The organism is Kitasatospora sp. NPDC054795 (assembly GCF_053611565.1).
In genome coordinates this window covers 1-1615 of record NZ_JBSHAP010000294.1, presented here as the reverse complement: position 1 = coordinate 1615, position 1615 = coordinate 1, and the positions used below count along the sequence as shown (strand labels likewise).

General features: G+C 76.5%; 1 protein-coding gene and 1 pseudogene. Both read left to right on the top strand.

Annotated features, from left to right (window positions below; all coding sequences use genetic code 11):
* Window positions 1-687, top strand: a pseudogene (locus tag ACWGJO_RS41535) (transcriptional regulator); the annotation flags it as partial.
* 75 nt (window positions 688-762) lie between these two features.
* Window positions 763-1470: a TetR/AcrR family transcriptional regulator gene (locus ACWGJO_RS41530; RefSeq protein WP_452190958.1), complete on the top strand. Its 708-nt coding sequence runs from the start codon at window positions 763-765 to the stop codon at window positions 1468-1470.
* The last annotated feature ends 145 nt before the right edge of the window (window positions 1471-1615 follow it).

Here is a 1615-nt window from a genome sequence, read left to right as displayed (position 1 = left end):
GGCTCGGACGCCGCGGACGCCCCGTCCGCGACCGCCTCGGCGACCCCCGAGGACCTCCCCGCGCCCTTCCACGTCAGTGTCCTCAGCAACAACTGGGGCAGGCTCTGCGGCCAGTGGTTCCTCTCCGCCCGCGCCCCCGCCCAGGTGACCCCGCCCCCGTCGTCCACCGGCCGGATCGACAGCTGGGCGGCCTCCCAGCGCCTGGTCCCGGCCGGGCACCTGCGCATCGAGCTGACCGCCCTGGGCTCGAACTCGGACGCCGTCGTGCTGAACTCCATGTCCGTGCAGGTGGTCAGCACCCGGCCCGCCCCCAAGTGGTACGCCTACACGCCCGGGTCCGGCTGCGGCGGCGCGCTCGAACCGGCGGCCTTCGCGGTCGACCTCGACGCGGCCACGCCGCGCGTCGTCCCCGTCCCGGGCCGGGAGGGCGAACGGAAGACCGGCACGACGGACTTCCCGTACCGGATCTCGGCCACCGACCCGCAGGTGATCGACGTGGACGCCGCCACCCGCTCCCAGGACGTCAGCTGGTTCCTCGAACTGGTGTGGACCGGCAAGGACGGCCGCAGGGGCACGATGCGGGTGGACCTCGGCGACCAGCAGCCGTTCCGCACCGTGGGTATGCACGGCGCACCGAGCTACTTCCACAACGGCACCTCCTGGGCCCCGGACCACAACGAGGGCTGAGTCCGGCCGACGGCCAAGGGCCGGGAGGCGCCCGACCCCTGGCCTACGTCAACGGTGCGGGCATAACCTCGGGGGATGACCGACCGCGTAGTCCCCGAACCGCTGCGCCGCCGGCGCCGCCCCACCAAGCAGGGCGTGGTGCTGTCCGCCGAGCTGATCGTCGGGACCGCGATCCGACTGATCGGCAGCCACGGCTCCGAGGCGCTCACGGTGCGGCGGCTCGGCGCGGCGCTCGGCGCCGACCCGAGCGCGGTCTACCGCTACTTCCACAGCACCGACGACCTGCTGCTCGCCGTCGCCGACGAGCTGATCGGCCGCGCCCAGCACGGCTGGCGGCCCACCGGCGACTGGCGCGCCGACCTGCGTGCCATCGGCCTGCGCATCCACGCCAGCTACCTGGCCCACCCGCAGGCCGCCATCCTCGCCGCCCACCGCACCACCGGCCGCACCCACGAGATCGCCGCCGTCGAGGCGATCCTCGGCGTCCTGCGCACGGCGGGCTTCCCGGACCCGGAGGCCGTCCGGATCTACCACGCCTTCGTCGATCAGAGCCTCGGCTTCGCCGCCCTGGACGCCGCGACGCTCGCCCTCCCGGCCCCCGCCCAGAACGCCGACCTCCAGGTCTGGCAGGCCTCCTACGCCCGGCTCGACGCCGCCGGCCACCCCCACATCGCGGCCACCGCCCACCTGCTCACCACCGACATGCGCCGCAGCGGCTACCCGTACGCCCTGGACCTGCTCCTGGAGGCCGCCGAGGCCCGGCTGCGCGCGGCGGGCGGCTGAGGCGGGCGGGCCGACGGCGCGGCACCGCCCGGGCCCGGGCACGCCGCCGGGGGGGGGGGGGGGGGGGCCCCCCGCCCCCACCCCCCCCCCGGGCGGCGCCCCCCCCCCCCGACGTGGACGCCGCGTCCCCAGGGGCGACGCCGAA